At 62.1% G+C, this 24,650-nt stretch carries 25 protein-coding genes; 13 read left to right on the forward strand and 12 right to left on the reverse strand.

Annotated elements, in window-relative coordinates; genetic code table 11:
• Window positions 1–548 precede the first annotated feature (548 nt).
• From GEU01_RS11150 to spt, 4 genes are all read left to right on the forward strand, one after another.
• On the forward strand, window positions 549–1,682 hold the full coding sequence (locus GEU01_RS11150) for a hypothetical protein (RefSeq protein WP_019086149.1): 1,134 nt from the start codon (window positions 549–551) through the stop codon (window positions 1,680–1,682).
• Window positions 1,683–1,735: 53 nt separating this feature from the next.
• On the forward strand, window positions 1,736–3,475 hold the full coding sequence (locus GEU01_RS11155; protein ID WP_026018674.1) for a fatty acyl-AMP ligase: 1,740 nt from the start codon (window positions 1,736–1,738) through the stop codon (window positions 3,473–3,475).
• Between the two features lie 200 nt (window positions 3,476–3,675).
• Entirely contained in the window at window positions 3,676–3,927 is a 252-nt protein-coding gene (locus GEU01_RS11160) for an acyl carrier protein (protein ID WP_007400085.1), read from the forward strand.
• Between the two features lie 6 nt (window positions 3,928–3,933).
• The gene (gene spt / locus GEU01_RS11165) at window positions 3,934–5,136 is read left to right on the forward strand and encodes a serine palmitoyltransferase (RefSeq protein ID WP_019086151.1); all 1,203 of its coding nucleotides are present in this window, start codon (window positions 3,934–3,936) and stop codon (window positions 5,134–5,136) included.
• Here spt and GEU01_RS11170 read toward each other — a convergent pair.
• Both GEU01_RS11170 and GEU01_RS11175 read right to left on the reverse strand, forming a co-directional pair.
• Window positions 5,120–6,094 (reverse strand): hypothetical protein, encoded by a 975-nt coding sequence (locus GEU01_RS11170; RefSeq protein ID WP_026018675.1) that lies wholly within the window; start codon window positions 6,092–6,094, stop codon window positions 5,120–5,122. The genes spt and GEU01_RS11170 overlap by 17 nt on opposite strands.
• 6 nt (window positions 6,095–6,100) lie before the next feature.
• Window positions 6,101–7,081 (reverse strand): diacylglycerol/lipid kinase family protein, encoded by a 981-nt coding sequence (locus GEU01_RS11175; protein WP_019086153.1) that lies wholly within the window; start codon window positions 7,079–7,081, stop codon window positions 6,101–6,103.
• 159 nt (window positions 7,082–7,240) lie between these two features.
• Between GEU01_RS11175 and GEU01_RS11180 the strand changes: the two genes are divergently transcribed.
• From GEU01_RS11180 to GEU01_RS11215, 8 genes are all read left to right on the forward strand, one after another.
• Window positions 7,241–8,158, forward strand: a complete 918-nt coding sequence (locus tag GEU01_RS11180; protein WP_019086154.1) for a metallophosphoesterase family protein — start codon at window positions 7,241–7,243, stop codon at window positions 8,156–8,158.
• A gap of 50 nt (window positions 8,159–8,208) precedes the next feature.
• Complete coding sequence (locus tag GEU01_RS11185) at window positions 8,209–9,387, forward strand: LptF/LptG family permease (protein ID WP_019086155.1); 1,179 nt, start codon at window positions 8,209–8,211, stop codon at window positions 9,385–9,387.
• Entirely contained in the window at window positions 9,384–10,493 is a 1,110-nt protein-coding gene (locus GEU01_RS11190; protein ID WP_010509692.1) for an LptF/LptG family permease, read from the forward strand. The genes GEU01_RS11185 and GEU01_RS11190 overlap by 4 nt, the downstream gene beginning before the upstream one ends.
• Window positions 10,490–11,272, forward strand: coding sequence for a sterol desaturase family protein (locus GEU01_RS11195; protein ID WP_019086156.1), 783 nt, complete (start codon window positions 10,490–10,492; stop codon window positions 11,270–11,272). The genes GEU01_RS11190 and GEU01_RS11195 overlap by 4 nt, the downstream gene beginning before the upstream one ends.
• An 8-nt stretch (window positions 11,273–11,280) precedes the next feature.
• A complete protein-coding gene (locus tag GEU01_RS11200; protein ID WP_019086157.1) occupies window positions 11,281–12,048 on the forward strand; it encodes a nucleotidyltransferase family protein in 768 nt (255 codons plus the stop codon).
• 18 nt (window positions 12,049–12,066) lie between these two features.
• On the forward strand, window positions 12,067–12,567 hold the full coding sequence (locus GEU01_RS11205) for an MmcB family DNA repair protein (protein ID WP_019086158.1): 501 nt from the start codon (window positions 12,067–12,069) through the stop codon (window positions 12,565–12,567).
• Window positions 12,568–12,598: 31 nt separating this feature from the next.
• Complete coding sequence (locus GEU01_RS11210; RefSeq protein ID WP_019086159.1) at window positions 12,599–13,387, forward strand: inositol monophosphatase family protein; 789 nt, start codon at window positions 12,599–12,601, stop codon at window positions 13,385–13,387.
• Window positions 13,388–13,513: 126 nt separating this feature from the next.
• The gene (locus GEU01_RS11215; protein ID WP_010509701.1) at window positions 13,514–14,338 is read left to right on the forward strand and encodes a lipid-binding SYLF domain-containing protein; all 825 of its coding nucleotides are present in this window, start codon (window positions 13,514–13,516) and stop codon (window positions 14,336–14,338) included.
• Window positions 14,339–14,365: 27 nt separating this feature from the next.
• On the opposite strand, the gene mltG is transcribed toward GEU01_RS11215, so the two are convergent.
• From mltG to GEU01_RS11265, 10 genes are all read right to left on the reverse strand, one after another.
• Window positions 14,366–15,364, reverse strand: coding sequence for an endolytic transglycosylase MltG (gene mltG, locus GEU01_RS11220; RefSeq protein WP_019086161.1), 999 nt, complete (start codon window positions 15,362–15,364; stop codon window positions 14,366–14,368).
• A gap of 56 nt (window positions 15,365–15,420) precedes the next feature.
• Window positions 15,421–16,704: a beta-ketoacyl-ACP synthase II gene (gene fabF, locus GEU01_RS11225; protein WP_081472620.1), complete on the reverse strand. Its 1,284-nt coding sequence runs from the start codon at window positions 16,702–16,704 to the stop codon at window positions 15,421–15,423.
• A gap of 70 nt (window positions 16,705–16,774) precedes the next feature.
• The gene (locus GEU01_RS11230) at window positions 16,775–17,014 is read right to left on the reverse strand and encodes an acyl carrier protein (RefSeq protein WP_003618476.1); all 240 of its coding nucleotides are present in this window, start codon (window positions 17,012–17,014) and stop codon (window positions 16,775–16,777) included.
• Between the two features lie 257 nt (window positions 17,015–17,271).
• On the reverse strand, window positions 17,272–18,027 hold the full coding sequence (fabG, locus tag GEU01_RS11235; RefSeq protein WP_026018678.1) for a 3-oxoacyl-[acyl-carrier-protein] reductase: 756 nt from the start codon (window positions 18,025–18,027) through the stop codon (window positions 17,272–17,274).
• A 75-nt stretch (window positions 18,028–18,102) separates the two neighbouring features.
• A complete protein-coding gene (gene fabD, locus GEU01_RS11240) occupies window positions 18,103–19,089 on the reverse strand; it encodes an ACP S-malonyltransferase (protein WP_198284465.1) in 987 nt (328 codons plus the stop codon).
• A gap of 57 nt (window positions 19,090–19,146) precedes the next feature.
• Complete coding sequence (locus tag GEU01_RS11245) at window positions 19,147–19,686, reverse strand: YdcF family protein (RefSeq protein ID WP_019086164.1); 540 nt, start codon at window positions 19,684–19,686, stop codon at window positions 19,147–19,149.
• A gap of 2 nt (window positions 19,687–19,688) precedes the next feature.
• On the reverse strand, window positions 19,689–20,963 hold the full coding sequence (locus GEU01_RS11250) for a class I SAM-dependent methyltransferase (RefSeq protein WP_026018679.1): 1,275 nt from the start codon (window positions 20,961–20,963) through the stop codon (window positions 19,689–19,691).
• A gap of 10 nt (window positions 20,964–20,973) precedes the next feature.
• Window positions 20,974–21,732, reverse strand: coding sequence for a glycine betaine ABC transporter substrate-binding protein (locus GEU01_RS11255; protein WP_026018680.1), 759 nt, complete (start codon window positions 21,730–21,732; stop codon window positions 20,974–20,976).
• 36 nt (window positions 21,733–21,768) lie between these two features.
• Entirely contained in the window at window positions 21,769–22,386 is a 618-nt protein-coding gene (locus GEU01_RS11260) for a Dabb family protein (protein WP_019086167.1), read from the reverse strand.
• A gap of 53 nt (window positions 22,387–22,439) precedes the next feature.
• Window positions 22,440–23,264: an acyl-ACP desaturase gene (locus tag GEU01_RS11265; protein ID WP_019086168.1), complete on the reverse strand. Its 825-nt coding sequence runs from the start codon at window positions 23,262–23,264 to the stop codon at window positions 22,440–22,442.
• Window positions 23,265–23,448: 184 nt separating this feature from the next.
• On the opposite strand from GEU01_RS11265, the gene sucC reads away from it, so the two are divergent.
• Window positions 23,449–24,648, forward strand: coding sequence for an ADP-forming succinate--CoA ligase subunit beta (gene sucC, locus GEU01_RS11270; RefSeq protein WP_010509729.1), 1,200 nt, complete (start codon window positions 23,449–23,451; stop codon window positions 24,646–24,648).
• Window positions 24,649–24,650: the final 2 nt, after the last annotated feature.

Here is a 24,650-nt window from a genome sequence, read left to right on the forward strand (position 1 = left end):
TCAGCCAATAAAACCGTAAACCGTTCACCAATCGCACCAAAAAAAACGCACTAAAATGAAAAATATATGAAAAAAGGAGGGATCAGGCTTCTACCGCGCTGAAGATGACACTTCATCCATATGATGATGACGTCATGCTTATGCGGCATGCACGCCAGACCATACGGATGGACCATCCCCACAAAGCATTAGGGTTGGAAATGCCCCCTCCCTGCAATGAACTGCCGTCACTGATTATATGGGTGCGTGCAAGGGGAAGATGGATCTGTTCACGCGCAAAATCCCGGCCCTACATATATTCCGCCTTCACCGGGCCGCAGCCCGAAGGCAATGCCTGACCAGCCCAACTGATAGAGGCCGGCAACAATCCTTTTATAGGGATATCGACAGACCATCCGGAACCATGGAAAAATCACACATATAATGCGCGTTCCAAAACATGCGGTTTTGTATAAAGCATGAGATAACGGTATTTGTTATTTAATCTTATGATCAATCCGTGTGTTATGTAATTCAGGCCAATCAAGGGATTTTCAGGCCGATCATAAATGTCCCACATCCTGTTTCCATATATTGCCCAGCCACATCAGGAATTTCATTCACTTCCTATCGCATTGGAAATGGCACGGCTTTATCCAGAAATTAAGGTTCACGTCGCCAGCCTGACATCAGAACGCGATTCCCGCATACGGCTGCTATCCCGCTTTTATCCGGACGCCTCGGTCAGCTTTGATATTCTGCGCCTGCCTCCCTGGCTGCGTAATCATATAAGGCGCCACGGACCGACTCCCCTGAGCAAGATAGCGACGCTCTTTCTGAACAGAAATTATTTCAACAGATTTCAGGCAATCGTCGTTCCCGAGCGCACGTCGCTCTTTTTACGCAAAATGGGCGTTTCCCATCCACGCCTGATCTGGACCCGTCACGGTGCTGGGGACAGGGCCATCGGCTTCACCCATGATGCACGGAAATTCGACTACATCCTGATGGCGGGCCATAAAATAAAAGACCGCCTGGAAACGGCGCATGCCCTACGTGATGGACAGTATATGACTGGCATATATGCCAAATTTGACATGGTCCGCCGACTGCATGCCAATAGCGAGACCCTGTTTTCCAACATGCGCCCGACCATTCTCTACAATCCGCATTTCAGTCCGAACCTGTCATCATGGCCCCGGTTTGGCATGGCTGTTCTCAAGTATTTTGCCCAACAGGAAAAATACAACCTGATCTTTGCACCCCATTACCGGTTATTTGATACAGATCGTGCAAAAAGCCGCCGTATACTGGCGCCCTATGCTGCATATCCACATATGATCATTGATCCGGGAAGCGACCGGAGCGTGGATATGACCTATACATTGGCATCAGACCTGTATCTGGGTGATGTCAGCAGCCAAGTCGCGGAATTTCTTATAAAACCGCGTCCCTGCCTGTTCCTGAATGCACATGGAATACAGTGGCGTGATGATCCGAATTATGCGAACTGGACATTGGGGCCGGTGATGGAAAACGTGCATGCACTGACCCAAGCCCTTGACAGGGCATTCCTTACGCATGCAAATTTCCTTGATCGACAAAAAGAGTATATGAACGATACGTTCGGGTTCGCGGCGCCGGAAGACGCGGCGGCCAAAGGCGCGAAATCGATTGTTGACTTTTTGAGGGTAATTGGTTGAACACCGCCCATTCGCCGTTTCAAGTTACGTCTGTGGAAGTCACATTACCGGAAATGATAAGCCTCCCGACCCCCTCCGATTCTGGTTTGCCTCGTCGTTACGGCGATTTCCCGACGTTCCCGGCGGCACTGGATTATGCCGCCCGGGGCAAGAGCGGCTTCAACATCTACTCTGGCAAGGGCGTCCTGCTCGAAACGCTGCCTTACAGCACGTTGCGCGAACAGGCGATCGAGACGGCGAAGCGCCTGCTGTCCCTTGGCCTGAAGCCCGGTGACCGGGTGGCCATTGTCGCAGAAAGCGATGGTGATTTCGCCCGTATCTTCTTTGGCTGCCAGTATGCTGGCCTTGTGCCTGCTCCCCTGCCGCTGCCGGTCGCATTCGGTGGCCGTGAAGGGTATGTGGCCACGCTGCGTGGCATGATCGAGGGCGCTGCGGCATCCGCCGTAGTGATCGCTTCCATCATCTCGTCATGGACGGATGAAATCACATCCGGGCTGGATCTCAAATTCTCCGGCACGCCTTCCGAGTTGCTCGAAACCCCGATTACGGTCGAGACCCTCCCCTCAGTCCAGCCAGATGACCTGTCTTACCTGCAGTTTTCGTCCGGCAGCACACGCTTCCCCATGGGAATCGCGGTGACCCAGCGTTCCGGCATGGCGAACGCGCACGCCATTGCCCTGAATGGCCTGAAGGTCCGTGAGACGGGTGATCGCTGCGTATCATGGCTTCCGCTCTATCACGACATGGGGCTGGTCGGTTTTTTCCTGACCACCATGACATGCCAGTTGAGCGTCGATATGCTGCCCACCCGTGAATTCGCACGGCGTCCCCATGTGTGGCTGGACCTGATCAGTCGCAACCGTGGCACGATTTCCTACAGTCCGTCCTTTGGTTACGAACTGTGCGCACGGCGCGCCACCTCGATCGAACTGGACCTGTCCACCTGGCGCGTGGCGGGGATTGGCGGCGACATGATCCGCTATCATATCCTCGAGGATTTCGCCCAGCGTTTCGCTTCGGCCGGTTTTGACAGCAGTGCATTTACCGCCAGCTACGGCATGGCCGAAGCGACATTGGCCATAAGCTTTGCGCCGCTGGGGTCTGGCATCCGGACGGATACGATCGACCTGCGTGCGCTTGAAACGCGTGGCGAAGCCGTGCCGTCCAATGATCCGACACGTGCGCTGCGCACATTCGTCATCTGTGGCGAAGTCCTGCCGCACCATGAACTGGAAGTACGTGACCCGCAGGGAAACGTGCTGCGTGACCGACAGGTCGGGGCTGTATTCGTGCGTGGTCCGAGCCTGATGCAGGGCTATTTCCGCCGTCCGCAGGAAACAGCCCGGGTTGTTGATGCCAATGGCTGGCTGAATACCGGTGACCTGGGATACATGCTGGATGGGCAGGTTGTCATAACCGGTCGTGCCAAGGACCTGATCATCATCAACGGTCGCAATATCTGGCCGCAGGATCTGGAATGGTCCGCCGAAACCGAAATCAGCAGCCTGCGCAGCCGTGACGTCGCCGTCTTTTCGGTTGATGAGGACGAAGGCGAGAAGATTGTGGCGCTGGTGCAGTGCCGCGCCTCCTCCCCCGAGGCGCGCGAAACCCTGAAGACCGAAACGGCCAGCCTGTTCCGTCGGCAGCATGGGGTGGATGTCTCCATCATTCTGGTTCCGCCCCATACCCTGCCGCAGACATCATCGGGCAAGCTGACCCGCGCCCGCGCGAAAGCCATGCTGCTGTCGGGTGCATTCCAGCCCCTGGAAACATCATCTGTTTCCGTAGTCTGAGGGGACGGGGCCGCAGGGCCCTGCCCTCTCGGGCAAGAATGTAAAGCAGGGCTGGCCAAAAACCTGTTTTTCGATCATAAGACTTCCGATCAGGGGACCGATTGCAGTCCCCACCCCCGGTCGTGGATCGTGGGGCAGGCCATTCATGCTGATCCCCTGCCGGCAAGAAAGCAGGCAGGACATGCCATAAGGATGTAGGAATGAGTGAAACGGTAGCGAGCGTCTCCGCGCTGATCGTGAAGACGCTGCTGGCGAACCCCAAGGTTCCCCGTGATATCAATGGCAGCAGCAAGATCGTTGAGGATCTGGCCTTTGATTCACTGGCCGTCATGAATTTTGTCATGGAAATCGAGGACACGCTCGACGTTTCCGTGCCGCTTGACCGGCTGGCTGATATCCGCACCATTGATGATCTGGCTGCCTGTATCGTCTCTCTCAAGCAGGCATCCTGATACACCATGTCGATTTTCTCGAAATATGAAGGCCTTGCGTCCGCCCTGTCGGCGGTAACGGCCGATGGTGGGCGCAACCCGTTCAACGTCGTGATCGAAAAGCCCATTTCCTCCACGGTCGGGCTGATCGAAGGGCGCGAGACGCTTCTGTTCGGCACCAACAACTATCTTGGGCTGAGCCAGTCCCCGGCCGCGATCGAAGCGGCGGTGGAAGCCGCCAGGGCTTATGGTGTCGGCACGACCGGATCGCGCATCGCCAATGGCACGCAGGGTCTGCACCGCCAGTTGGAAGAGCGGCTGTGCACCTTCTTCCGTCGTCGGCACTGCATGGTGTTTTCCACCGGTTACCAGGCCAATCTGGGCACGATTTCCGCACTGGCGGGCAAGGACGATTATCTGCTGCTTGATGCGGACAGCCATGCCAGCATCTATGATGGCAGCCGCCTTGGCCATGCGCAGGTCATCCGCTTCCGTCACAACGACGCCGATGACCTGCATAAACGCCTGCGCCGCCTTGATGGTACGCCCGGAGCGAAACTGGTCGTGGTCGAAGGCATCTATTCCATGATGGGCGACGTCGTTCCCATGGCGGAATTCGCGGCCGTCAAGCGGGAAACCGGTGCATGGCTGCTGGCGGATGAAGCACATTCCGTTGGTGTAATGGGCGAACATGGCCGTGGCGTGGCGGAAGCCGACGGCGTGGAAGATGATGTCGATTTTGTCGTCGGCACCTTTTCCAAAAGCCTTGGCACGGTTGGTGGCTACTGTGTTTCCAACCATGCCGGGCTGGACCTGATCCGGCTGTGTTCGCGTCCGTACATGTTCACCGCATCCCTGCCGCCGGAAGTCATCGCCGCGACCATGGCCGCGCTGACTGAACTGGAAAACCGGCCGGAACTGCGCGTGCGGTTGATGGACAATGCACGCAGGCTTCATGCCGGGCTGCAGGCGGCCGGCCTGCGCACCGGCCCGCAGGCCAGTCCTGTCGTGTCCGTCATTCTGGATGATGTGGCGGTTGCCGTGGCGTTCTGGAACCGGCTGCTGGACCTTGGGGTTTACGTCAACCTCAGCCTGCCGCCTGCAACGCCCGACCAGCATCCCCTGCTGCGGACCTCCGTCATGGCGACCCATACGCCGGAGCAGATAGACCGGGCCGTGGAAATCTTCGCCGTTGTAGCGGGCGAGATGGGTATCAACCGCGCCGCCTGAAAAAACCTGCCTGCCGTAATTTCCACAGCAGATACGGCAGGCAGACCAGCGGATGCCGTTCCGAAAACGGCCCCAGCGGCAGTTCAATGCCGGAATGCCGCCTGATCTTCCATGCGATATAGCGCGCGCCCCCTTCAAACGTGAAGGCCCCCTTGAACAGGCGGCTGACATTCAGCACGCGCCCCAGCCGACCACGCAGCCACCAGCCTTCGTACATCTTCCGGCGCAGTTCAGGTGTCAGCTGGGGGGTTAGTTGATCGCCCTCAGACCGGAACGGCAGGCCATCGGCGCGCCATACATCCGGCAGCAGGCGCCTGTACCGTGCTTCCTGCCCCTGTAGCAGGCTACGCGGCCTGCGGCCGTTCTCCACACGCAGTTCCGCACCGTAAGTATGGGCGAACAGGGCCAGCCAGTAGTCATCGGCCGTGCCCTGTGCCGGACCCAGGGCGGCAGCCCAGCGCCCCGCCTGCCCCACCGCGCGGATAATGCAGGCCAGGATGGCATCGGCCGCGTCCGGTTCCCTGACCCATACAAGCCGCACAGGCTGGCAGAAGCGTGCCCAGACCGTGGTATCCAACGTGGCGCGTCCCGTCATGCGGCGGAACTGCGCTATGGACAGGATGGCCACCTTGGCCCGGATGGTCCGCCCCCCGATCGGAAGTTCATGATACTCCACATTGGGGGGCAGGATACGGTTGGCTTCGCGTGACAGGTAGCCTGATGTCCAGTCTTCCAGATGCTCGACAATCACGTAAAAATCCAGAATCCCGTCCGGATCGGGCGCCCGCAGGGCGGAACCGTAGAAAATCACGCCCAGCGGCCGGGCGTCGCCAAGCAGACGCGTGACAAACTGCGTGACAAAGGGGGCGACGGGCTGGACCAGATCATGCGCCAGCAGATGGGCGACCCGTCCGGCTGCGGCAGTGCGGTCTGTGGGACTGGACTGGGACATGATCATCATTCCTTACGCGTGGATGAAATCGATCGGGGCGGTGGCCGACAGCACGATCCGGCCTGTGGCACCGGGGGACATGACTTCCCCATCCAGTACGAAATCGGATTTCATCGTCATTTCGATGCGGTCTTCGCACCCGCTGCAATAATCCGGGTTATGCTGCAGCCATGCCGGATGCCGCCCCCGCAGCAGCGCCCATGCCGCAGCGGCAAGGCGGGAAGGCTGTCCCGCCACATGCAGGAAGTTGATGACATCATCACGCACCCCGCACGCAGTCCAGAACGGCCATATGCCATGGGGCAGGTGCTGGAGCGTCGTGGACAGGAACAGGAAACAGTTGCCCTGCCGCTCGATGGTCTTGCCCGCCTTCATATCCATCTGTTCCCCACGCATCCAGTCCTGCCGGGAACGCCGCGAGAACAGATGCGCCACCGAAGACAGGAAGGAGACGACAACAGCCATTTCATGCGAATAATTATTCAGGATCGCGGGCTGGTGGGCCAGTTCGATACCACGTGTAAACGCGGCGGCCCCATGAAACATGCCCACGACCGGTGGCGGCCCATCGGGTTCGGGCCATTCCACCACCAGGCCACATCGCCTGCGCACGTTGCGCCGCAACTGCCCGGATGCATCAAGCTGCTGCAGGTGCTCCAGCGCCCGAATGCCGCGCAGCCCGAAGCCAACATCCCCCGCGATCAGATTGGTGTTGCCAGATGGCAGGATGGCGAGCGCAGGCAGCCTGTCGGGAGCATAATGCCGGTGGATGGCAGTCAGCACGTCGCTGACGGTGCCATCCCCCCCATCTATGACGATACAGTCCGTACCACGGGATGCGAATTCCGCGATATTGGCATCCAGACGGGAACGGTCAGCCGGATCGACGAAGTTTTTTCCCAGCAGGGCACGGGCTGTCTGGGCATATGCACTCCTGTCGCCCATGTTCCGCCGGCTGCGCGGGTTGTAAACAAGCGCAAAACGTCCGGTCACTGATTATTCCATCCCTGTCTGAAATTTGACTTACAGGCCATAAGCAACCATCTGCCTTCTATTGCAAGGCACGAAAAGAGGGAGTGCCCTCCCACGTGGGCCGCCAGAACACATGTCCAGACGGTTACCGGCAGGCATGAGGCAAGGAAAGAGGTCAGCTTGAACACGATCACCATCGCGCATCTGTCAGACCCGCACCTGCCTACCGAAATGGTGCCCCCGCGCCTTGGCGAACAGCTGAACAAGCGCATGTTCAGCTATTTTTCGTGGAAAGGCCGCCGCCGCTTCCTGCATCGTCCTGAAATCCTGGCCCATGTCATGACGGATGTCGCGGCCAGTGGGGTCGACATGATTGCCGTTACCGGGGATCTGACCAACATGGGCCTGCCGGGGGAATGCCGGCAGGCGCTCCGCTGGCTGGAACAGATGCCCGCGCCCTGTACAGTCATACCGGGGAATCATGACACCCTTGTTCATGACAGATGGCATCAGACCGTGGGGTTATGGCAGCCATGGATGGGCGCACTGCCCTTTCCCTTCGTCCGCAGGGTGGGCAATGTGGCGCTGATTGGCGTCAGTTCAGCCGTACCGACACCGTGGTTCCTGGCGACCGGGACGGTTGGCGCACGACAGGCCGCGCGCCTGCGTGATATCCTGCGCGAAACCGCGCGTCAGGGACTGTGTCGCATTGTCATGATCCATCATCCCCCTGTCACCGGTCTGGCCATACGCCGCAAAGCCCTGACGGATATACAGGATTTCGCCACCTGCATCGCACAGGAAGGGGCCGAGATGGTCCTGCACGGACATATCCATACCTCGACCCTGTCTTCCCTTCCCGGTCCCCTGGCACCCGTGCCGGTCGTGGGCATTGCGTCAGCTTCCGCACGATCATGTGATCCGCTGCGCGCCGCTGGCTGGAACCATATTACGGTCACCACGCATGCCACGGGCTACAGGCTGGGTGTCACGCGTCACTTTTTCATGACAGATGCAACGACAGGCGCCAGCCAGGAAACTATTTTTGAACTTCCCTCTCCATCAGGGTGTTTTTCCGGTGTAAGCACGCCTGCATGAGTCGCATGTCCTTGCCGCACCGGATACTGGGAAAACTCGCTCCCAGCACAATGGACCGCTACCTGCTGCGTCAGGTCGTGCCGCCGTTTTCCATTGCGCTGGGCGTGGTCATGGCCGCCCTGCTGCTGGAACGGCTACTGGTGCTGTTCGACATGCTGGCGGCCAATGGCAGTTCGATGAAAACCTTTGTCGCACTGCTCAGCGATCTTGTTCCCCACTACCTGGGGCTGGCGCTGCCGGCGGCCATGTGCGTAAGCGTATTCACCGTCATCCGGCGCATGAGCGCCAATCACGAAATCGACGCACTGACCGCAAGCGGGGTCTCGATCTTCCGCATCTGCCAGCCCTTTGTCCTGACGGGCGCGGTATTCGGGCTGCTGGCCTTTTCGCTTTACGGGTTCATCCAGCCCTATGCACGTTATGATTACCGCTCGGCCTTCTATTTCGCCAGCCACGCGGGGTGGACGCCACATCTGCAATCAAAGATGTTCGCGATATCGGACAACATCGTGCTTACGGCGGAAACGGTCGATCATGCCGGGTCCCGCCTGTGGCACGTCTTCATACGCGACCAGTCGGACAAGGCGCATATACGCTACATTTCCGCGCAGAAGGGTTATCTCTACAACCCCGCCGATGGCTCAAGGATACGCCTTGACCTGATAGATGGCACCATCGTGACGGATAGCGGCGACAAGCAGACTTCCGTTACGGAGTTCACCCGTACCACCCGCATGATCTCAAGCAATGGCAAGCTGGATGATGAAGCCTATAACGGCCGTGGAGAGACCGAACGCGAACTGACGGTCCCGGAACTGTATTACGGTATACGACATGGCAACCCGTCCATCAGCCATTCCTACATGATTGCCGAACTGCATTTCCGCCTGGCCCGCACGGCGGCCATTCCGTTCATCCCCATCCTGGCCTGCGCGCTGGCAGGCGTGCGCAAGCGGCAGAAGGGCAATCCCGGCCTGGCCATCGCCGCGATCACCCTGGTCGGGTTTGACCACACGCTGCAGATGGGGATGAGCTTTGTCGCAAACATGCACATGTCCCCGCTGCTGGTCATCTGGCTGCCGACCGTCGCCTTCGCCGTGATCTGTGTCAGCATGCTGGTCCATCAGGCGGGCGGGATCCGTATCCTCCTGACCCGTGGACCGGCCATTGCCCCGCGCGAACTGTCCGCCGACGGCCTGCCCCGCCGTGTTGTGGAAACCGGGACATGAAACTGCGGTTACGCCTGGCCTGCGGCACGGTCCTGCTGGGGTATCTGTCGCGCGAACTGCTGTCCAAGGTGTTCACGACCACCGCCATCGTGGTTGCGCTCATGGAGATTCTGGCACTGCTGGAGCAGGCGACGGAAATCATGCACCGCAAGCTGGGCCTGAGCGGGGTGCTGTACTATGCCGTGCTGCACCTGCCGCTGCTGCTGGGTAACGCCATGCCCATCGCGGTGCTGATCGGCACGCTGCTGACCCTGCTGCAGCTGACGACATCGAACGAGATCTCGATCATGCGTGCGGCCGGGCTGTCCACGCCCGGGCTGGTCAAGCTGCTGCTGCCCACCACCGTCGCGCTGGGCCTGCTGTGCGGAATCGTGGATGACCAGATTACCCCCCGCACCGAGCAGGCACTGGCCCAATGGTGGAACGCCACCACGCCACATGCAGCGAAAAACAGGCATAACTACTGGATCCGGGCGGATAATGACCTGATCAACATCACTTACCTGAGCGGCGGCGGCACGATGATGGACAAGGTGACCGTCTATCACCGCGACCCGCGCAGCCTGCTGCAGAAAATCACGACCCTGGCGGATGTCCATTACATCCATGGCCACTGGTATGGCACGCCGACACATGTCCTCAGCGTCGTCAGCCCCTCACGCGTGGACCTGCTCGATACCCCCCCTGACCAGAGCGTAAGACTGAACTGGCCCGCGTCACTGACGCCGGGATATATCATTCAGTTGACGGTCAGCTTTACACAGTCCATCAATACGATGCTGGATGAACAGCGCGGCGTGCTGCCTTCCAGCCAGTCTCCGTCCTTTTTCCTGACGGAAATACTGGGACGTATCATGTTACCCGTGACATTCACGGTAATGCTGTTACTGGCCGTGCCGGTGGTCTATATCCCACCGCGGGCCGGAACGCGCAGCTGGCTGCCAATCTGGTGTCTGGGCGCGGGCCTGCTATTTATCGTATTCCAGGGGCTATTGCGCGCACTGGGAAATGCGGGAACATTGCCCTCGCTTATGGCGATATTCGTCGGGATCCTTATTTTCATCCTCGGCGTCATCACCGTGCTATTGAGGATCGAAGAGCGATGATTACGAATACCCTCAAAAACAGTTCCATCAGAACAGGTCGCAGTTTTGACCTTGGCAAGATGAACCTATCGCAGCTCTGGATTGCCTATCTGACCTATCCCACCATCCTGCTGTATTTCGCACTGGCGCTGGTCAGCTACGCGTTGATGATCTATAATTTCACGTCTCTGGCACCGGTGGCGATCAGCATCGTATCCGTCATTCTGGTCTATCCGCTGGTATGGTACTGCATTCATCGTTTCATCCTGCACGGACGTTTCCTCTATCGCATGAAATGGAGCGCCACGCTGTGGAAACGCATCCATTTCGACCACCATCAGGATCCCCACCTGCTGGATGTGCTGTTCGGCTCCCCGCTCAACACCATCCCGACCATTGCCATCGTCACCATTCCCATCGGCTACGCCATTGGCAACATAGCCGGGGCCGCGGCGGCTTTCGGCGCGGGCCTGACCATAACGTGCATCTATGAATTCTTTCACTGCATCCAGCACCTGAACTACAAGCCGCGCATGGGCTGGATCCAGCGGATGAAGCAGCGCCACGTGCTGCATCATTTCCATAACGAAAATGGCAATTACGGCATTACCAGCTTCGTGGCGGACCGCCTGTTCCGCAGCTATTATGTCGATGCCCGCGGCTGCCCGCGCAGCCCGACCGTGTTCAACCTCGGTTACGACGTGAACGAGGCCAAGCAGTATCCGTGGGTGATGGAGGAAACCGGCTCCCCCCCGCGTGACCGCCCCGATGGTGCGAACACCACCCGTACCGCGGCGTGAACGCACAGATGGGGCTGAACGTCCTGATCCTGGCGGGCAGCAGACCGGGTCGCCCCGACCCGATGGCGCAGGCGGCGGGTATTTCGCACAAGGCCATCCTGCCGGTCTGTGGCACCCCGATGATCAGCCGGGTCGTCACCGCGCTGCAGGCGGTCGAAGGCATTGGCAGGATCGCCATCTGCATCGAACGACCTGACGTCCTTGCGGGCATCGTGCCCGATAATGTCACCTTTATCCCCCCGGCGGCCGGACCCAGCGCCAGCGTCATGCGGGCGCTGGATACGCTGGGCACGCCCCTGCTGGTCACCACTGCCGACCATGCCCTGCTGGAACCCGGCTGGGTCCGCGCTTTCGTGCAGGGTGCGCAGGACAGCGGGTGTGATGTCGCGGCCGGTATCGCGATGGAGCCGGATATCCTGCGTGATGTGCCGGGCACGAAGCGCACCATGATACGGCTGGCGGATGGGGCGTTTTCGGGCTGCAACATGTTCCTGTTCCGCACGCCCGCCGCCTGTGGCGTGATCCGGCTGTGGCAGAAGCTGGAAGCCGAGCGCAAACACCCGTTCAGGATGGCACGCATTCTCGGGCCCGGGATCCTGCTGCGTTTCATCCTGCGGCGCCTGACGCGCGCGGACGTGTGCCGTCGCATCGGGCACCTGTCCCATGCCCGGGTGGCCATGGTCCCCCTGCCGGACGGACGCGCCGCCGTGGACGTGGACAAGCCTGCGGACCTTGAACTGGTGACCCGCCTGCTATCCGTGCCGCCGGCGACCTGATCGTCCTTATCCACCGCCATGTCCCGCCCGACTGCGCCGCAGATCCAGTCCGCCGTCCGCACTGGCGCAAGCCAGATGTGCAGGCTGCATGGGTGGGCGGTGCTGCATGAATTCATTCTGCCAGGCCGCAGGCGCGCGGATATCATGGCCCTGACGCCCAAGGGGCATTTCATCTGTATCGAGATCAAGTCCGGCCTGCCCGATTTCCGCGCCGACCAGAAATGGCAGGAGTACCTGCCGTGGTGCGACCAGATGTATTTTGCCGTCAACCAGGATTTTCCACAGGCTGTCCTGCCCGATACCACGGGCCTCATCATGGCCGCGACGGGTCATGGGGTGGAAGGGGCCGCAGCCTGTATTGACTGTGCGATCCTGCGTCCCTCCCCCAACGTACCCCTGCCCCCGGCGCGGCGGCGGCAGCTGACACTTCAGTTTGCCATGCAGGCCGCCGAACGGTTAGGCAGGGTGGAAATGCCACAGGTGGAACACGCGGTGAAAACGGCGCTACGTGTGGAATGAGATTTTCTGACCCTGAAAAGAAGGTTACCCGATGACACAGGCCATCCTGACCCGTTTTGAAGCCGCCCGTTCGGTTGTGCGCGATGCAGCCGCCCTGGCCATGAAAATGCGCCCTGCCCCCGGTGGCCCCAAGGGGACGCTGAAAAGCGCACAGGACTGGCTGACGGAAACCGATGGCGCGGTGGAAGCCTTCATTTCCGAACGAATCGGCACGCTGTTCCCCGAGGACGGTTTCCAGGGGGAAGAAGAAGGCCGCACCCGCACCGGCAGCCTGCGCTGGGTGGTGGACCCGATTGACGGTACGTCCAACTATGCCCGCGGCCGCAACCGCTGGTGCATCTCGCTTGGTCTGATGGATGGCGACACACCTGTCGCCGGTATTATCGAGGCGCCTGCACTGGGTGAAACCTATACGGCGGTGCGTGGGCATGGTGCTTTCCTCAATGGCCAGCGCATCCATGCCTCCCCCGTGACCGATACCGCATCCTCGCTGATCGAGATGGGATGGAGCAACCGCGTGCCCGCCGGTGTCTTCCAGCAGAAGATCGACGCGATCCTGAACCTTGGCGCCATGCCACGTTCCGGCTGGTCCGGCGCCATTGCCCTGGCGGAAGTCGCCTGTGGCCGTCAGGACGGTTATCTGGAAATCTGCATCAACCTGTGGGATGTGGCGGCAGCCCTTGTCCTGCTGGATGAAGCTGGCGCCCGCGTGTCCCCCTTCCTGCGCGATGGTGGCCTGACAGGTGGCATCTGCATTCTTGCCGCAGCCCCCGGCATTGCCGATACGCTGTCGGATGCGGTTGGCGTCTCCCTTAAATAACCGCAATATATGGCTGTATCATGCCACATGGCCTTGCCTTATGGACCATGATTCAGCCATGAAAACGGACCACTCCAAGGCACGAGCCGTTTTGGTGGATCTGCCGTTACGAATCGGAAAGGGAGCATGGGTTTGCACACGTTTCATCTCATCAGGACATCATTTGCCGCTCTGGCCCTGATGATGCCGCTGCACGCGGCCATGGCTGCCAGCATGGAAGAAGAACAGAGTCTGGTGGACCGCGCCACCCTGACCGTTCGTGACATGTTTTCCACCGCGACCGCTGGCAGCAAGGTGACCCGTTACCTTGCTGAATCCCGTGGCGTCATTGTCTGCCCGTCCGTCTTTCGCATGTCGATCGCCTTTGGCGGCGGCGGCGGCGGCTGTGTCTTCCTGACCCGCGATGCCCATGGGTCCTGGTCCGACCCTGCGTTCTACCGGATGTCCTCGGCCAATTTCGGACTCCAGCTTGGCATGCAGGATGTCGAGGTCATGCTGTTTGTCATGACCGATGATGGCGTACAGTCCCTGCTGGACAGCCAGATGAAGCTGAGCGCTGATGTCGGCACGTCCTTCGCCTCCTCCGGGTCGGGGCTGGAAACCGGCACGGCGGGTGAACATAACACGTCCATCCGGGGTGTTCAGAAATCCAAGGGCCTGTTCGCGGGTGCCGCACTGGGCGGGTCCAAGATGCGGGTCAACAGCGCCGCCAACCGGGCCTATTACAACCAGATCGTGGGACCGGAAGACATCGTGATTTCCATGCGGGTCAACAATTCAGGCGCGGACCCGCTCCGTTCCGCCCTGAGCGAAGTCCTGACCGCAGCACAGGGCCGCCCGGACAGGACCGGCAAGACCGGCACCACGAATACGGACACCACCACGCCACAGCAGCCGATCGACACGGCGCCGTCCGGGTCGGTCAGCAGCCAGAGCCTGCCGCCGCAGTAATCACGTCCCCATGCACGGCCGGTTCCCCTATCTGAGGGGAGCCGCCTGTGCATGCTTCCCTGCACGGAACGCGGATACGTTGCGGTTATGATCCCCCAGCGTTGCTGCAAAATCATGACCACCACGCCCGTTCGCCACGAAATAGAGCTGGTTTCCCTGTGCCGGGTGGGCCGCGGCCTCCAGCGCCGCCGCCCCCGGTGAACAGATCGGTTCTGGCGGAAGCCCTGCAATCACATACGTATTATAGGCCGTAGGCTGCATGAGATCGGCATGGGACAGGGCATGGCCCAAAGGTCCCGCGCCCTGATTAAGGCCATAGACCACGGTCGGATCGGACTGCAGCCGCATGCCCTGATGCAGGCGGTTCAGGAATACGCGCGCCACGACCGGCCGTTCAGCCGGATTTCCGGTTTCCCGCTCGATCATGGATGCCAGAACCAGCAGGTCATGGCGGTTCATGATGGCGGCATCCACTTCCCGTCCTTCCCATGCCTGATCCAGCGCGCGATCCATGGCGCGCTGCATGCGGGCCAGCATCTGCGCACGCGGCATGCCCCATTCGTAATCATAGGTCAGCGGCATGACCGATCCCTCGGCAGGGAACGGAAAACTGCCATCCATATAGGGTGCATGTTCAAGCAGGTTGGCAATCTGGATGGCAGACAGGCCTTCGGGCACCGTCATCTTATGCACCACCGGTTTGCCGTGCCGCAGCACGAACAGCACCTGCTGTATGGAGGCATGGGCGGGAAAAACCAGTTCAGCGGCATGAAACGCCCCATCCACGCGGGTCAGGGCGGTCGCGGTCTCGAACACCTTGCGCGTCAGCAGGCTGCTATCCACAACGCCTGCCTGCTGCAATGTCAGCAGCACCTGTTCCGTACCGCCATGCGGGATTACGACCGTGTGCTGTTCGATCAGGGGGCCGGGGGCTTCATAATGCCGCATCCCCATGAAGGCGGTACCCAGAGCAGACAGGACCAGCACCAGAAAAACCAGTCCAAGTGCAGCCAGAACCCTGCGCACGCGCTCTCCTTATCCCTGTCCGTGAAATGAAAAGGGCGCCCGCAGGCGCCCCGGTCTCATACGCCGCGCAGGATCACGCTGGCATTGGTCCCGCCAAACCCGAAACTGTTGGACAGGATCGTATCGATCCTGCGCTCCTGCGCCGTATGCGCGATCCGGTCGATCACGCTTTCACGCGACGGGTTGTCCAGATTAAGCGTGGGCGGCGCCACGTTGTCGCGAATGGCCAGGATGGAATAGATCGCTTCCACCGCGCCCGCAGCCCCCAGCAGGTGGCCGGTGGCGGACTTGGTCGACGACATGGCCAGATTGCGCGCATCATCACCGAACAGGCGTTCCACCGCATCCAGTTCCAGATCATCCGCCATGGTGGACGTGCCATGGGCATTGACATACTGGATGTCAGCAGGGGTCAGACCCGCGCTGCGCACGGCGTTCTGCATGGCGCGGAAAGCGCCTTCATGCCCGGCGGCGGGTGCGGTGATGTGGTGTGCGTCGCCAGACATGCCGTAACCGATGACCTCGGCATAGATCTTGGCCCCACGCGCCTTGGCGTGTTCGTATTCTTCCAGCACCACGATACCGGCGCCTTCCCCCATCACGAAACCGTCGCGGTCACGGTCCCACGGACGGGATGCCTTTTCCGGGGTATCGTTGAAATGGGTGGACAGGGCCTTGGCGGAACAGAACCCCGCGATGCCCAGCGGGCATACGGCGGCTTCGGCCCCACCGGCAACCATGACGTCCGCATCACCCAGCATGATCATGCGGGCGGCGTCGCCAATGGCATGCACGCCCGTGGCGCAGGCCGTGACAACCGAATGGTTCGGTCCCTTGAATCCGTATTTGATCGAGACATGCCCCGAGACCAGATTGATCAGGGCGGACGGGATGAAGAAGGGCGACAGGCGGCGGGCCCGTCCTTCCTTCACCGTCACCGATGCCTCGTAAATGGTCTGGAGGCCGCCGATACCCGCACCGATCATGACACCGGTACGGCAGCGGTCTTCTTCCGATTCCGGCTTCCAGCCCGAATCCTCGACCGCCTCGGTCGCCGCCACAAGACCAAGATGGATGAAGCGATCCATCTTTTTCTGGTCCTTGACGGGTATCCAGTCCGAAAGGGTCAGGCCGCCACTTTCCGTCGGCCCTGCGGGCACTTCGCCCGCAACCTGTGCCGGCAGGTCGGACGCGTCGAACGAAGAAATGCGGCCAAAGCCGTTTTCCCCGGCCACAAGACGTGACCAGTTACGCTCCACACCCAGTCCCAGTGGGCTGACAATGCCCATACCGGTTACGACAACGCGCCGTTGTCCAGACGTCAATCCGGTAGACTGCATCAACCCGTCCTGCTCCTGAAAGTAACGATACCTGACTGAATTCGTGTAAATATGATCGGAAACAGACCGATCAGGCAGCTTTCTGCTTTTCGATGTAGTCGATCGCGTCCTTCACGGTCGTGATCTTCTCGGCTGCGTCTTCGGGGATCTCGACGCTGAAAGCTTCCTCGAACGCCATGACCAGTTCAACCGTGTCCAGGCTGTCGGCGCCCAGATCATCGATGAAGGAGGCGTCGGGGGTGACCTTGCTTTCGTCCACACCAAGGTGCTCGACTACGATCTTCTTAACCTTATCGGCGATTTCGCTCATCTGTCTCTGCTTCCTGTCTGCCCCTGAAAGAAACGGGCGGTTCGAAACGTGTTCGTCCTGTAACGTCCCTGCAAACCAGTGTTGCACACCAGCCCGCTTCGGACGAAGCTGCGGGCGATTAGCACGGTTTTGATGCAATCGCCAAGGCGGCGAATGCATTTCCTGTCTGCTCGCCCCGCAATTAAGGGGACAGCGCGGCCGTCAGGACTATCTTTTTTGTCACTTCCGGCCTGCTGTCCAGCAAAATATCACATCTGTCAGACCATCGCCATGCCGCCATTGACATGGATCGTGGCCCCGGTGACCCACCCGGCCTCGTCGGAAGCAAGGTAAACCACGGCCGGGGCGATGTCGCTGGCCTGGCCCATGCGGCCCAGGGGAATGGATCCGACCAGTTTTTCCTTATGCGCGTCCGGCAGGACATCGGTCATGGCGGTCTGGACAAAGCCCGGGACCACGGTGTTGACGGTCACGCCACGGCTGCCCGCTTCCTGCGCCAGCGACTTGCCCATGCCGATCATCCCGGCCTTGGCGGCGGCGTAATTGGCCTGCCCCGCATTGCCCGTCACCCCCACGACGGAGGCAATGTTGACAATCCGCCCCGCCCTGCGGCGCAGCATGCCCTTCAGGGCCGCGCGACACAGGCGGAAGGGGGCGGCCAGGTCAACGTCCAGCACGCGGTTCCAGTCCTCGTCCTTCATCCGAATCGCAAGCGTGTCGCGCGTGAGCCCGGCGTTGTTGACCAGGATGGCCAGTGGCGCACCGGCCTTTTCCTCGGCGCTGGCGACCAGCGCGTCGGCTGCCGCCGCATCCGACAGGTCGGCGGGACAGACATGCAGCCGGTCCGCGCCCCCTTCCGCGCCGATGGACGCCGCCACCTCCTCCAGCACCGCCTGCCGGGTGCCCGACAGCACCACGACCGCACCCTGCGCATGCAGCGCACGCGCGATCTCACGCCCGATTCCACCTGATGCCCCGGTAACCAGAGCAACCTTTCCGTCCAGCCTGAACATGACCTGTCCGTTCCCTTCGGTATCCATCAACTCAACATGATCCCACGGCTCAGACCGTAGGGCAGATGCCTGTTTTCAGCGCGCGGCCAGATAGGCCTCGATATCGGCCGGGGTTCCGACCGAACGGGTGGCAACGTCGCCATTGATCCGCTTCACCAACCCGGCCAGTACCTTGCCCGAGCCGATTTCGACAAAACTGTCGATGCCCATGGCCACCATGGCGTCCACGCTTTCACGCCAGCGCACGGTGCCGGTCACCTGACGCACCAGCAGGTCGCGGATCGTGGCCGGGTCGGTGACCTTGGCCGCCGTCACATTCGCCACCACGGGCACGACCGGGGCCTTTATGTCCGTGTCAGCAAGGGCCGCACGCATTTCCTCAGCGGCCGGGGCCATCATCGAACAGTGGAACGGGGCGGAAACCGGCAGCCTGAGCGCGCGCTTGACGCCCTGCGCCTTGGCCAGTGCGATTACGCGGTCAATCGCCGCCGTCTCGCCCGCGACGACCACCTGGCCGCCGCCATTGTCGTTGGCGACCTCAAGCACCTGCGTGTGCGCCCTGCCGGCTTCATCGGTGAAGGTCGCGGCTTCCGCGCACAGGCTGGCGGCGCGTTCCATGTCCATGCCCACGCCGATCAGGGCCGCCATGCCCCCCATTCCCGGTGGCACGGCCTTCTGCATGGCGTTGCCGCGCAGGCGCAGCAGGCGGGCCGTCTGGGCCACGCCCAACGCGCCAGCCGCCGCAAGGGCCGAATATTCACCCAGCGAATGCCCGGCCACCAGCGCCACGTCGCGCTTCAGTTCCAGCCCGCCCTCACGTTCCAGCACGCGCAGCACGGCAAGCGAGACCGCCATCAGCGCGGGCTGGGCATTGTCGGTGCGGGTCAGGTCTTCCATCGGGCCTTCGAACATGAGCTGCGAAAGGTGCTGGTCCAGCGCGTCATCCACTTCCTGGAACACTTCCCGCGCAGGGGCGAATGCCTCGGCCAGATCGCGTCCCATTCCAACAGACTGACTTCCCTGACCGGGGAAAACAAAGGCTTGCACAGGCATGACTTCCATCCACACTCATGTTGTTTTTTCGGTTCAACCGCGTGATGCGGGTTGCGGCAGGCAGTGTCAATCACCATCCTGCCCTGCATGCAGGCGGTGCCATGCCAGCAGCAGCGCATCCCACGGCAGCGCCGCCCCTTCACGCAGGCGCCAGAACCAGCACCTGCCCCACCGTTGCGCGGCAGGGGCCGCGGGCGGGGGCACGCGCAGCACCCGCCACCCCATCATGCGCATGAGCACAAGGCAGCGTGGCAGGTGGTAGGCGCTGCTGGCCACCGCAACCGGCCCCGCATATCCCCGTTGCCGCAGCAGCCCCGTGCACCGGATGACGGAGGCCAGCGTATCCGGGGCCGTGTCCTCCACCATGATGGCATCGGACGGGACGCCGCTGGTGCGCAGCATGCCGGCCATGACGTCCGCCTCCCGCTGCCCAGACGGCGGCGAGGGACCGCCGGTGGGCACATACACCACCGCGCCCCGGCGCACGCCAAAGGCATGGGCCGCCGCCACCCGCAGGCGCAGCGTGCGCGTGGGTGTGCCGTCAGGTTTCAGTTTCGCGCCGAATATGACGACCGGCAGGCCGCCCCCCCACGCCTGCCCCGCCATGGTCAGCGCGGCGCGCGCAGCAGCACCCGGTTCAGCGATTCCAGCGTGGTGAAGACCTGCTCCCATACCTTTGCGAACCGGCTGGCGGACAGGCCACGCGTTTCCATGATCGCGCCGATTTCGCCCACCGTGCGTTCCCCGTCGATCAGGGGCAGGATGCCGCGCGTCTGCGGCGGCACGGCAATCGCGACCTGCAGCGTGCCAAAGGCGAAGGGCAGCCGGTCATCACCACCGATCATGCGGGCAAGCTCGATGCCGGGGATTTCACGCATGATGGGCACGGCATCCGCCGCCATGGCATCAGCACGGACCACGGGTTCGCTGATCCGGCGCACATAGGCGACATGGGTGGCCATGTTGCCCGCCACGTCCTCTGCCACGGCCTGACGCGCGCGTTCAGGCAGGGCCGCGATCCGTTCCCGCAGCCGCGGGTCGGGCAGCAGCAGGCCGGGGTCATACCGGGCCGGTTCCATCAGGCACGCGGCATTCAGCCCCGCGCGGTCCAGCAGGCCATGAAAGGCGGTGATGTCATATGCCCGGTCACGTGGGTTGAGCAGCAGGTCATACAGCCCCGCGTCGCCCCCGGTCAGGTGATCACCAAAATTGCCGTTCTGCCGCAGCCACGCCGTGGCGGGCAGGTGCCGCATGACCCGGCGCGCCACGTCCAGCCGTTGTTTTGGCGCATCCGTCACCGGGGCCAGACGCTCCAGCGCATCCTGCAGCATGTAGACGCCGGTGCGGCCATACGGGGCATAGACCATAAGGCCCATCCCCCCGCCGGGGGCCAGCACGCCCGCCAGCGCCGCCAGCCCCGCATCGGGGTCAGGCAGGTGGTGCAGCACGCCACAGCAGTCGATGTAGTCGAACGGCCCGGGTGCGACCGCAGCAAGGCCGGTCAGGTCACCGCGCACGAAGCGCATGTTTTCCAGACCCCGCGCCTGTGCCCGCGCCCGCGCCGTTTCCAGCGCCACGGGGGAACGGTCAAGGCACAGCACCTCCCCCGCCCGTCCCGCGCGCGCCATGTGGGTGGCCAGCATGATCGCGCCATCACCCGTGCCGCACCCGGCCACCAGCACCCGCAACGGCTGCGATTGCGGGCGGGTCGCCCCGAACACCCAGTAATCGATTTCGCGCAGGTGGCTGGGGCTGCCGATCAGCAGGCGGCTTTTTTCCTCCCGCGGGTCGCGGGCGGGATAGGGATACTGCTCGTACTGGGCCTGAAGCCCCGCATCACGCACGTCATGGGTGGGCGGGGCATCGGTTTCATGCTGGCTCATGACCGGGGCCTCAGCGCGGCAGCAGCTTGCCGCGCTGCCATGCCTCGGCCGCTTCATCGGCACTCATGCCATCAAAGCGCATGGCGTGGTCCAGCGCGCTGACCACCTTGTTGCCCAGCGTCAGTTCATCGAGTTCATCCAGCAGGTCCTGGTCCATGTCCGCGCGCACGGCAGAACGCAGCAGGATACGCGCGTCCTGTTCGGCCCCGAACGCGCCCTTCGGGTCATCCAGCTGCACCAGGCGCTGCCCGTAATGCAGGAAGGACGGCTGCCATGTCGGGATGATTTCGGGCAGGCCACCGGCAAGGATATGGGCCGCGTGGTCATACGCTTCCGCATCGGGACGGCTGGCGATGGTATAGCCCGCTTCCGTCAGGTTGTAGGCCGCGACAACCTGACGCACGCGGTCAAGGATGGATTCCGGGGTCACGATCTCACGGCCGATGGGACAGCCCTCACCCGCCAGCTGGGCCACAGACGTGATGCCGGTTGCCGCCGCCTCGGGCACGCACCAGCCAAAGGCCGGGCGGTACAGCTGGCCAAATGCCTCCATGCCGAGGTCGGGGGCAAGGAAGGCCGCATCGACATCGGGCAGCCACGCGGACACGAACAGGTCCACATCGCCACGGCGCATGTGTTCCACCATTTCGGCGCGGACGGCCACGACATATTCGATTTCAAGTTCATAGGCTTCCAGCACGCGCGCCACTGCCGCCGCCGATGCCTGCTGCAGGGTGTTGTCCAGATGACCCAGGGTCACGGTTGTCATGTAATCTTACTCCATTGGTGGGGTGTACCCGGCCCGTCAGCCCTGCTGCTGGGGAACACGCAGGCGACCGGTCTGGACCGGGGCCTTGTGCTGGGGTTGCGCGGAAGGCACGGCATAATCGAACACCAGGGTGCTGATAATGAAGGGTGCCGCGAATTTCTTGAAGGCTTCATGCGCGGGATCGAAATAGGCCGGATCGGTCACGACGGGACGGCCGACATAGTAATTGCGGTCCCCTTCGGAATTGAACGTGACGACAAAAGCCTGCTGCAGCCCCTCATCCAGCCCTTCCCCACTCATCTGCGCGCCCGTCTCGATGGAGGCAATGACAGGGCTGCCATCATTGCGCCGGGAGATCTGGCGCAGCGCCATGAAGCGGCGGACGACCTCCGCGCGCTGGTCGTCGGTAATGACGGGTAGGAAGCGGAACATGACGATATGCCGCACCGTGCCCCGGTGGAAACCGGGGGCGGTGAAATTCACCAGCCCGACCTGTGACGCGATCAGCCGTTCGGCATGGGCGGCGTCGCTGATCTGGGCTTCGGGCGGGGTATCCGTCCCTGCCGTGTCGGGGGCGGCGGGCGCATCCGCCCGCGCTGCCCCCGCCAGCACAAGGCAGCCTGCCGCCACAAGGGCAAGATACCGCGTCTTCATGTCCCGAGCCTTCATTCTGTCTGTCTTCATTCCTGTCTGTGGGTTGTTTCCGGTCAGGCCGCGGCCATGACGCGCGCGAATTTGCGCTGCCGCATCATGAGGAGGCGGTACACCCCCCGCGCGATCAGCGCATGCAGCCGCCCGTGTGGTGTCCACCCGATTGTCTTGAGGATCATGCCCGTCACCCGCACGGCATGCCGGGGCTGGTAAAAGCGCAGCGCGCGCGACATGTAGGCCGCGATGCAGCGCTTGTGATCATAGGGCACGGTGATGGGTTCATTGGTGGAGTGGAAGGCGGAGGCCAGTTCGTCATCCTCGCTTTCCGTCACCCGGCCCAGGGCGATGCGCGTGCGTTGCCATACCCCCAGGTGCTCGCGCCGCAGGTAGCGGTGCATATGGTCATAGAACAGCTTGAAATGACGGTATTCATCCGCCGCGATCTGCCGGCATATCGCCTTGAGCACGGGCTCGTCCGTGGCGTCGGCCAGCGCGGTATAGAATGAGGAGGTACCCGTTTCCACCATGCAGCGCGCGATCAGTTCCCCCGTGCGCGACCCGCGGATGGAGGCATCCACGTCCAGGTCCAGCCGGTAGGACCGCCGGTACCGCTCGAACGCCGCCATATAGTCCCATGACGGGTCCACCAGCATGGCCCACCGGCCCAAGGCGTCGCCGTGCTGCACCTCCTCCTGCGCCCAGTTGTCCGCCGCCTTGCTGAAATCAGGGTCATCGGCGAAAACATTCTTCAGGTAGCAGGCATAATCCAGGCCGTTGCGTTCAACGACCGATGCAGCCTTGACCAATGGGACAATGTCAGGGTCCACACGTCGCGGATCGAAACGGTCCCAGTCCATCTGTTCAATGCGCCAGTGTTTCATCGCTACCTGTCTTCTGCATTTTCTCCATGACGGCGCGCCGCGCCTGCCACTGCTGGAGACGACATGACACATGTTTCATGTTTACGCCAATCCCGCATCCATCCCACCCCTGTCATTCCGGGGCCATATCGTGCTAGGGGCGTAGCCCGACACCGCCAATAAGAACGACAGATTGGGTCGCCAAATGAATATTCACGAATATCAGGCAAAGGCGCTTCTGCGCTCCTACGGCATGCCCGTGCCTGAAGGACGTGCCGCCACCACCGCCGCGGAAGCCGTTGATGCCGCCCGCGCCCTGAACGCGCCGGTCACGGTGGTCAAGGCGCAGATCCACGCGGGTGGGCGCGGCGCCGGGCATTTCGCGGGGAAACCCGAAGGCAGGGGGGGCGTGCGCCTGGCCCGCAGCACGGCCGAAGTCAGCGATGCGGCGGACGCCATGCTGGGTGAAGTGCTGGTCACGAAGCAGACCGGCCCCATGGGGCGCCTTGTGCGCACGCTGTATGTCGAATCCGGCTGCGACATTGCGCGTGAACTGTATTTTTCCATGCTGGTCGATCGCGGCACGGGCCAGATCGTCATTGTGGCATCCCCCGATGGCGGTATGGAAATCGAGGAGGTGGCGGCCCGTACGCCTGAACGCATCCTCAAGGAATATGTCGATCCGGCGAAGGGCCTGTGTGATTACCAGTCACGCGACCTTGCCGTGCGCCTTGGCCTGACCGGGCGTGAGATCAGAGCGTTCCAGAACGTCGTGCGTTCCGCCTACAACGCCTTTACCGGCCTTGACGCCGCGATCGTGGAAATCAACCCGCTGGTCGTGACCGGGGCGGGCGACCTGCTGGCGCTGGACGCCAAGATGTCGTTCGATGAAAACGCCCTGTTCCGCCACCCCGAACTGGCGAAGCTGCGCGACGTGCACGAGGAAGACCCGCGTGAACGCGAAGCCGCCGAATACGGGCTGGCCTATGTCGGTCTGGACGGCAACATCGGCTGCATGGTCAACGGCGCGGGCCTGGCGATGGCGACGATGGACATCATCAAGATGGAAGGCGAGGAACCCGCCAACTTCCTTGATGTCGGTGGTGGCGCGTCCAAGGAACGGGTGGCGGCCGCCTTCCGCATCCTGATCGGTGACCCCAAGGTGCGTGGCATCCTGGTCAACATCTTCGGTGGCATCATGCGCTGCGACGTGATCGCGGAGGCCATCATCGCCGCCTCGCACGAAACCGGGCTGACCGTGCCGCTGGTCGTGCGCCTGGCAGGCACGAATGTCGAACGCGGCAAGGCGCTGCTGGCTGAATCCGGCCTGACGATCATCCCCGCCGATGATCTGGGCGACGCCGCCCGCAAGATCGTATCCGCCGTCCGTAATGCGGGAGCCTGAGT

The organism is Komagataeibacter europaeus LMG 18890 (assembly GCF_000285295.1).
GTDB lineage: Bacteria > Pseudomonadota > Alphaproteobacteria > Acetobacterales > Acetobacteraceae > Komagataeibacter > Komagataeibacter europaeus.

Bases quoted from the DNA above. Each gene is read 5' to 3' on its own strand.
- GEU01_RS11250 (WP_026018679.1), bottom strand. From the start codon at position 20,963: ATGAGCCAGCATGAAACCGATGCCCCGCCCACCCATGACGTGCGTGAT.
- GEU01_RS11265 (WP_019086168.1), bottom strand. From the start codon at position 23,264: ATGAAACACTGGCGCATTGAACAGATGGACTGGGACCGTTTCGATCCG.
- GEU01_RS11160 (WP_007400085.1), top strand. From the start codon at position 3,676: ATGAGTGAAACGGTAGCGAGCGTCTCCGCGCTGATCGTGAAGACGCTG.
- fabG (WP_026018678.1), bottom strand. From the start codon at position 18,027: ATGTTCAGGCTGGACGGAAAGGTTGCTCTGGTTACCGGGGCATCAGGT.
- GEU01_RS11190 (WP_010509692.1), top strand. From the start codon at position 9,384: ATGAAACTGCGGTTACGCCTGGCCTGCGGCACGGTCCTGCTGGGGTAT.
- spt (WP_019086151.1), top strand. From the start codon at position 3,934: ATGTCGATTTTCTCGAAATATGAAGGCCTTGCGTCCGCCCTGTCGGCG.
- GEU01_RS11150 (WP_019086149.1), top strand. From the start codon at position 549: ATGTCCCACATCCTGTTTCCATATATTGCCCAGCCACATCAGGAATTT.
- GEU01_RS11205 (WP_019086158.1), top strand. From the start codon at position 12,067: ATGTCCCGCCCGACTGCGCCGCAGATCCAGTCCGCCGTCCGCACTGGC.
- GEU01_RS11200 (WP_019086157.1), top strand. From the start codon at position 11,281: ATGGGGCTGAACGTCCTGATCCTGGCGGGCAGCAGACCGGGTCGCCCC.
- GEU01_RS11155 (WP_026018674.1), top strand. From the start codon at position 1,736: ATGATAAGCCTCCCGACCCCCTCCGATTCTGGTTTGCCTCGTCGTTAC.
- GEU01_RS11170 (WP_026018675.1), bottom strand. From the start codon at position 6,094: ATGATCATGTCCCAGTCCAGTCCCACAGACCGCACTGCCGCAGCCGGA.
- fabD (WP_198284465.1), bottom strand. From the start codon at position 19,089: ATGGAAGTCATGCCTGTGCAAGCCTTTGTTTTCCCCGGTCAGGGAAGT.
- GEU01_RS11185 (WP_019086155.1), top strand. From the start codon at position 8,209: ATGGACCGCTACCTGCTGCGTCAGGTCGTGCCGCCGTTTTCCATTGCG.
- GEU01_RS11195 (WP_019086156.1), top strand. From the start codon at position 10,490: ATGATTACGAATACCCTCAAAAACAGTTCCATCAGAACAGGTCGCAGT.
- GEU01_RS11215 (WP_010509701.1), top strand. From the start codon at position 13,514: ATGGGTTTGCACACGTTTCATCTCATCAGGACATCATTTGCCGCTCTG.
- GEU01_RS11260 (WP_019086167.1), bottom strand. From the start codon at position 22,386: ATGAAGACGCGGTATCTTGCCCTTGTGGCGGCAGGCTGCCTTGTGCTG.
- GEU01_RS11230 (WP_003618476.1), bottom strand. From the start codon at position 17,014: ATGAGCGAAATCGCCGATAAGGTTAAGAAGATCGTAGTCGAGCACCTT.
- GEU01_RS11210 (WP_019086159.1), top strand. From the start codon at position 12,599: ATGACACAGGCCATCCTGACCCGTTTTGAAGCCGCCCGTTCGGTTGTG.
- GEU01_RS11255 (WP_026018680.1), bottom strand. From the start codon at position 21,732: ATGACAACCGTGACCCTGGGTCATCTGGACAACACCCTGCAGCAGGCA.
- GEU01_RS11245 (WP_019086164.1), bottom strand. From the start codon at position 19,686: ATGGCGGGGCAGGCGTGGGGGGGCGGCCTGCCGGTCGTCATATTCGGC.
- fabF (WP_081472620.1), bottom strand. From the start codon at position 16,704: ATGCAGTCTACCGGATTGACGTCTGGACAACGGCGCGTTGTCGTAACC.
- sucC (WP_010509729.1), top strand. From the start codon at position 23,449: ATGAATATTCACGAATATCAGGCAAAGGCGCTTCTGCGCTCCTACGGC.